3 protein-coding genes are annotated in these 7,316 nt (G+C 35.4%); all 3 read left to right on the top strand.

All coding sequences use genetic code 11. The features are described 5' to 3' along the window. On the top strand, positions 1 to 1,663 hold a 1,663-nt coding region (locus tag AC07XN_RS11025), incomplete at its 5' end, for a hybrid sensor histidine kinase/response regulator transcription factor (protein ID WP_494743102.1). A 485-nt stretch (positions 1,664 to 2,148) separates the two neighbouring features. Then, on the top strand, positions 2,149 to 5,244 hold the full coding sequence (locus AC07XN_RS11020; protein ID WP_309918207.1) for a SusC/RagA family TonB-linked outer membrane protein: 3,096 nt from the start codon (positions 2,149 to 2,151) through the stop codon (positions 5,242 to 5,244). 14 nt (positions 5,245 to 5,258) lie between these two features. After that, positions 5,259 to 7,070: a RagB/SusD family nutrient uptake outer membrane protein gene (locus AC07XN_RS11015; RefSeq protein WP_494743101.1), complete on the top strand. Its 1,812-nt coding sequence runs from the start codon at positions 5,259 to 5,261 to the stop codon at positions 7,068 to 7,070. The last annotated feature ends 246 nt before the right edge of the window (positions 7,071 to 7,316 follow it).

The following is a 7,316-nucleotide window of genomic DNA, read 5'->3' as shown; positions in this document are numbered from 1 at the left end:
ATATTTGGCAGTATTAATATTTACTTTATGGGTGATAAGGAGAAGGGGAGTACAAAAATTAAAAAATGAATTTGCACTAGAACAAGAGAGAACAGAGGCGGAGCGTAGGATGGAATTGGAACAACTGAAAATTAAATTCTTGACCAATTTGAGTCATGAATTGAAAACACCACTTACTTTAATTTTGAATCCTGTCGAAAACCTTTTGTTTCGAGAGAAAAACAATGATAAAATTGAAATGCTCAATCTTATCAATAGAAATTCAAAAAGGCTTTTGAATCTTGTTAATCAATTACTTGATTTTAGGAAAATTGAGGAAAATGAACTTAAGTTGAATTCCGTGCTACAAGACCTTGTTCCATTGGTGAAGGAAATCTTTGATTCATTTAAGTATATTGCGTCTCAAAAAAACATTCATCTTGAATTTGCCAGTAATATTGATGAGTATAATACTTATTTTGATAAAAATAAAATGGAGCGTATTTTGATAAATTTACTCTCAAATGCAATAAAGTTTACGAATGAAAATGGTAATGTGTATTGTCATATCAAATCTTTATCAAATAATGGTATCGAACTAATCATCGGCGATTCTGGCATTGGTATACCCCACCATATGCAAGCAGAAGTTTTTGAAAGGTTTTTCCAAGTAAGTAGTCCATCTCACATTCTTAATCAAGGTAGCGGAATTGGCTTATCTATTGCTCAGGAGTTTGTTAAGTTACATGGCGGAACCATCAAATTGGCAAGTGAAGAATATAAGGGAAGTGTTTTTACGCTATATTTCCCTTTTATTAAAGAACAACAAAAAATTAATCAAACCAACAAAGAAGACGAAAAAAATGAATCCGAAAGCTTGTCGTATATAGAAAAGAGTGAGGATGAAATCGAGGTTACCGAAAAACCTGTAGTCCTGATTGTTGACGATAGTTACGACCTACGTATATTCTTGAGGGAAAGCTTAAAATCAAAATATAAAATCATCGAAGCTGCGGATGGGAAACAGGGTTGGCAAAAGGCATTATCATCACATCCAGAAATCATCGTGAGTGATGTCAATATGCCTAATATGGATGGAATAGAAATGGTGAACAAAATAAAAAAAGATGAAAGGACAAAGCACATTCCGGTTATCCTTTTAACTGTTTTGACTGATGAAGTAGAACAGCTAGAAGGGCTTAAAACAGGAGCAAATGACTATTTGACTAAGCCGTTCAGTTTCGAGGTGCTTAGTATTAAAATAGACAACCTTTTAAAACTAAACAGTACTTTCAAAAATACTTATAAAAAGCAAATTAATATTGAAACATCTGAAACAGAGGTTGTTTTGGAAGACGAAAAATTTTTATTAAAAATAAACAAATACATTGATGAACACATTCATGATTCTGAGCTATCAATTGAAGAGTTAAGCCAGAAAATGAATATGAGTAGAGGAACCCTTTATAGTAAACTCTTGAAGATTACAGGTGAAACTCCAATAGAGTATATCCGTTCAATAAAATTGACTAAAGCGTTGCCATTGCTTGAAAAAAGTGATATGAAAATTTCGCAAATTGCGTATGAAGCTGGCTTTTCAAATCCAAACTATTTTACGCGAGCTTTTAAAATCAAATACGAAATCTCGCCCACCGAATACATTAAGTTAAAAAGAGGAAAATAAAGCTACTTTATTATTTGAAGACATTTCAAGGCACTACTAACTCAGAGTTGAATTCCACCCTGAGTTAGTAGTGCCTTCTCATTTTATAATTTTGCTACATATAATCCCTTTTTCTTCAATACCAATTTAAAGCGAATCATATAAACCAAGATAAGGAATTCAGACTTATAGTTTATTCATGTGCTATTTAAAATGGGCAATTAAACCCTATTTTTTACTTTTTAGACGGGATATTGCCTCGAAATAGGGGTATTATATGATTATAAATGTGTCAAATTGACATTTTTTTATACAATTAAACATTTTAAATGCATATCTAACGATTAGTGCTAAATATTTGCTTTTCATTTTTTTTACTTTACACCGTCAAAACTACTATTGACAGCAATTAAGTGTTATTTTTTATTAAAACAATCATATCCTAATTCATTATGAAACAATTCAACTATCCAATCCTACAAAGGAAAAAGAAACTATACACTATTATGATGTATATTATTTTCTTTTGTATTTCGAGTATTACGCTGAGTGCCCAAACCCTGAAAGGGCGTATTACTACAGATGCAGGGAAGGAAATCCCCGGAGCCTCAATTTTAATTAAAGGAACAAATATCGGTACGGTTGCTAATAGCAATGGGGAGTATATCTTTAATAATTTACCTAAAAATGCTACGATTGTTATTACAAGTGTTGGGTATATAAAACAAGAAATTATCGTTGGTACAAAAACCGTTATTGATGTTACCTTACTTACTGATAACAGAGAGTTGGGCGAAGTTATCGTTGTAGGTTATGGTACTCAAAAGAAAAGAGACATAACTGGTTCAGTTGTGTCGGTTACCGAGGCAACCCTAAAAGAAGTACCAGCACCAAACCTTTTAAATTCTTTGAAGGGTAGAGCCGCAGGGGTATCAATCGTAAGTAATGGTTCTACTCCAGGTAGTCAAGCGTCGATTCGTATTCGTGGTAATCGCTCACTGACAACTGGTAATGGCGACGGACTTGATGGACCTTTAGTGGTGGTTGATGGTATTCCTTATGGAGGGCTAAATGATATTAATCCAGATGATATTTCAAATATTGAAATTCTTAAAGATGCCTCTGCAACGGCAATTTATGGTTCGCGTGGTGCGGGTGGGGTTATTTTAGTAACGACCAAAAGAGGTAAAATTGGGAAGCCTGTATTAACTTATGATGGGTATCATGGAATTACTAATATAATGGGCAAATACAATGTGATGAATGGAGAACAATATGCAAAGTTCAAAGATTTGTCCGCTGCTTATAATACCCAAGGTGCAGGTACAACAGCTTACCCTCTAACAGATGAGGAAAAAGCGAATTTAGCTGCTGGCGTTTCAACAGATTGGCAAAGCTTATTGTATAAACAAGGGTTTAATACTAGTCATCAACTTGGTTTACAAGGTGGTGTAGAAAACACGCAATATGGAATGGGAATTGGCTATTTCAACGAAACAGGAATTATGCCAAACCAAAACTTTGACCGTGCGACTATACGTGCAACATTAGACCAAAAAATCGGGAAGCATGTAAAAATTGGGTTAAATACAATTAATACCTTGACGCACAAGAACGACCCTGCGGGTGGTGGTATCCCAACAGAACTGGTACGTCTTTCGCCATTAGTTTCGGCCTATAACGCTGATGGGTCTGTAAATTTAAACCCTAAAAAAGGTACAATCGAAGCTCAAGCTGTTAGCCCCTTGACGCTTATCTCTCGTGGAGCTGATATACTTTCAAATGAGCGTTCTTTGAGAACTTTCAATAGCTTGTATGCAGAAGTAAATATCATCGATGGGCTTAAATACCGCTTCAATGCTGGTCTTAACTTTAGCCAAGTACATTTTAATGGCTATAGCCCTCCGAATACATTTGTTAACACAGGAACAGATCAAAGTGTATCAAGTGCAGATATTAGAAATACAGAGTATTGGGATGTGAACTTACAGCACTTATTATATTATGATAAAGTATTTGCTCAAAAACATAAAATAGGGTTAACTGCGCTATATGAAATTACAAAAAACCATAATTTAGGTAGCAATTTTAATGTAAAAGGTGTACCAGCCGATTATATTCAAACTGCAAACTTTACTTTAGCTTCTGGAGCAGTAACGGCTAATACTAGTTTTGGTAACTCTTTCGGAGAAACAGGATTATTGTCTTATATGGCTCGTTTGAACTATACGTTCAATGATAAATATACGCTAACAGCTACTTTCCGTAGAGACGGCTCTTCTACATTATCGCCAGGAAATCAATATTTTAATTATCCTGCTATTGGTTTGAGTTGGAATATCATTGATGAGCCATTTATGAAAGACCTTCCCGTCTTTTCTAACTTAAAACTAAGAGGTGGTTGGGGAATTTCTGGTAACCGTAACGTAGATGCTTATGCAACTTTAGGTGCATTATCGTCTGGATATTATAACTTCGGTACTACAACTGCTGGGCAAGCACTTGCTTATACAGTAACAAGTTTACCTGCAAGCAATTTAGGTTGGCAATCAACATCACAATCTGATTTTGGTTTGGAAATTGGGTTATTAAATAACCGAATCACGGGTTCATTTGATGTTTATAAACAAAATACTAAAGACATTTTACTTTCTGTAAACCTTCCTCAAAGTAACGGAGCGGGCTCGGCATTGAAGAACTTAGGAAAAACCGAAGGTAGTGGGTTTGAATCTTCTTTAACATTCGATATTGTTAGAAATAAAAATGGCTTTAATTGGAGTACTGACGTAACTTATTTCTTTAATCGTGAAAAAATTACTCAGCTTACAACTCCTTCTGAATTAGATAATAAAGGAAACTTTTGGTTTGTTGGACAACCCCTCACAGTTATCTATGACTATAACAAAATCGGGATATGGCAACAATCAGATAAAGACAACGGTACGTTGGCAAAACAAACCTCGCCAGTACAAGTACCAGGAGAAATTAGGGTTGAAGACGTAGATGGTAATGGTAAAATTGATGCTAATGACCGCAAAGTTATTGGTAACTTCCAACCAAAATGGGAAGGTGGCTTTACCAATAGAATTAGTTTTAAAGGGTTTGATTTATCAATCGTTACATACGCACGTATGGGCATGAAAGTATTAGTTCCTTATTTGGCAGGAACATCGGGTGGTGGTTCTGGATTCGGATTCCTTAACCAAGGCCGTTCTAACCAATTAGTAATGGATTATTGGACAACAGAAAACCCAACAAATGCTTTCCCTAGACCAAATGCAGGGGGTGGTGTAAGAGATTTTACATCTACAACACAATACCAAGATGGTTCATTTATAAAAGTGAGAAGTATTAATTTTGGCTATACTGTACCTACAAAAATACTTAGTAGACTTGGAATTAGTTCTGCTCGTATATACGTGAATGCAACAAATCCACTTATCCTTTATTCACCATTAGTAAAAGATAAACTTGCGATTGACCCAGAAGGAAATGGATATGGTAATACAATTCAGGGCGGTAATTTTAACCGTGTAATTAGTGTAAACCTAAATAATCCGCCAGTACGTCAATTTACTTTAGGCGTAAATCTTAAATTTTAATGATTGATAACGACATGAAAAAAATAAAAATTTCCATACTAGCCTGTACTTTATTTTTAAGTTTAGGTTGTGAAAAAATACTTGAAGAACACCCACAATCTCAAATCGTACCTTCATATTTCAATAGTCCAGCGGGAGTACTTGGAGGTATTGCAGGGGTGTATAATGAAATTCGTAACCAATGGGGTACTGAAGGTTTCTCTTCAGAAATGCAAGCAGGAACTGATGAGTTTATTCAAGGTGCAAGTAGCGGGGGTGGTCCTGTTCATACTTTCAACGGACTCAATGGTACTAACTTTGGTTCGGCATGGGGATCATCATTTACATCTATTAATACACTAAATGGTGTATTGAAATTTGGCCAAGCTATTGACCTACCAGACGCAACTAAAAAACAATATCTTGCGCAAGCTAAGTTTTTAAGAGCATTTTGGTATTTTTATTTAGTTCAGACTTGGGGAGATGTACCTTTACATACTGAATTTATAACAGTTCCTTCTCAAGCTGCTAAAAGAGACCCAGCATCCGAGGTTTATAAACTAATTATTAAAGATTTAACTGAAGCGGCTGCTGATTTACCAGATAAACCAACCGCTCCATTCTTAGGTAAAGCAGCAACTAAGCCTGTTGCGCTGTTCTTCTTGGCTAAGGCTTACCTTACACGCGGATGGTTAACAAATTCACAGACAGATTTTGCCGAAGCAGCAAGAATATCAAGCGATATAATTGCTAATAAAGCAACTTACGGATTGGATTTATGGCAGGATTTCGGTGATGCCTTCGTACCTGCTAATGACTATGGTAAAGAAACGATGTTTGTAAGTGACCACTCAAATGATGCAAAATTTGGATATTATTCTGTGGGTGGTGGTGCCAGTGGTGGTGCTGGGCAAAATCTTACACCTTGGTTTACTAACTGGAATTACCCTAATAATAGTGGCGTTAACTCAACTGTGAATGCGAGTGGTGTTTTGGTGAATTCAGGTACTTCATTGATGGTTCGTGATTCATATTACGGTCGTCCATATCAACGTATTCGTCCTAATAGCGTTAAACAAGCTACTGGAGACGTTGCTGGGAAGAATTATTTTCTTGACCAAGCTTTTGTAAAAAGAGATATTGATTCAAGATTCGCGAATACATTTTATACCGTGTATATCGCTAATCAATCAATTACGAATACTGCAACAGCCGCTAATAACAAAAGAGGTATTGGTTATACCACTCAAATAGGTGTTGATACTGCGGTTTGGCTTCCAGACTTTGAGGTTGTTGGAGCTCCACAATTCAATGGCACAAGACCATTTAAAGGAATTATTGTTCCACCGAGCCTTTGGAAATCAGATGTTTATCCTGCAATAAAGAAACACATGGATCCAAGCCGAGGAAGCAACTTCAATGACCCTTCAACTCGTCCAGTTGTGATTACACGCTTTGCAGAAGTATATCTTGTAGGAGCAGAGGCTTACCTTCAATCAGGTAATAAAGCAAAAGCTGCTGAACTATTAAATGTACTTCGTCAAAGAGCAGCATATCGTAAGACTAATTCCGCAGCTCAAAATGCCGCAGCAGCCGATGCTATGTTAATCAAAGAATCAGATGTAACTGTCGACTTTATTTTGGATGAGAGAAGCCGTGAATTATTTGGCGAATGGATGAGATTCCACGACTTAGTACGTACCAAGACATTGGTTAAACGTATAAAACTTTGGAATAATGAGGCTAGTCCTTATATAAAAGATTTCCATGTTTTGAGACCAATTCCACAATCTGAAATAGATCGTACTGTAGAAGGTCCTGCATTTACACAAAATCCAGGTTACTAAGACTTAATTGATGACTAGACTGCTCCAAATAAAAATTTGGAGCAGTCTTTTATTTGAGGAATTAATGCTTAAAATACTTTCAAATATTAATGATAATTGGCGATAATATAGCATAGTTTTATTTTGTCCCGATAGTATATTTTATAAAAAACCTATTTGATTTTTACATATACAGAGCCAATTTTATAATATTATTTATATTAATTTGAAAAATTCATACCTATTGAACATTTTGAAGGAATATTT

The sequence above is a fragment of the Arcicella sp. GW458-12-2-14-TSB2 genome (genome assembly GCF_059423785.1).
This window is presented reverse-complemented; position numbering and strand designations above follow the sequence as displayed.

Coding starts and splice junctions, on each gene's coding strand:
- AC07XN_RS11020 (WP_309918207.1), top strand. CDS start 2,149: ATGATGTATATTATTTTCTTTTGTATTTCGAGTATTACGCTGAGTGCC.
- AC07XN_RS11015 (WP_494743101.1), top strand. CDS start 5,259: ATGAAAAAAATAAAAATTTCCATACTAGCCTGTACTTTATTTTTAAGT.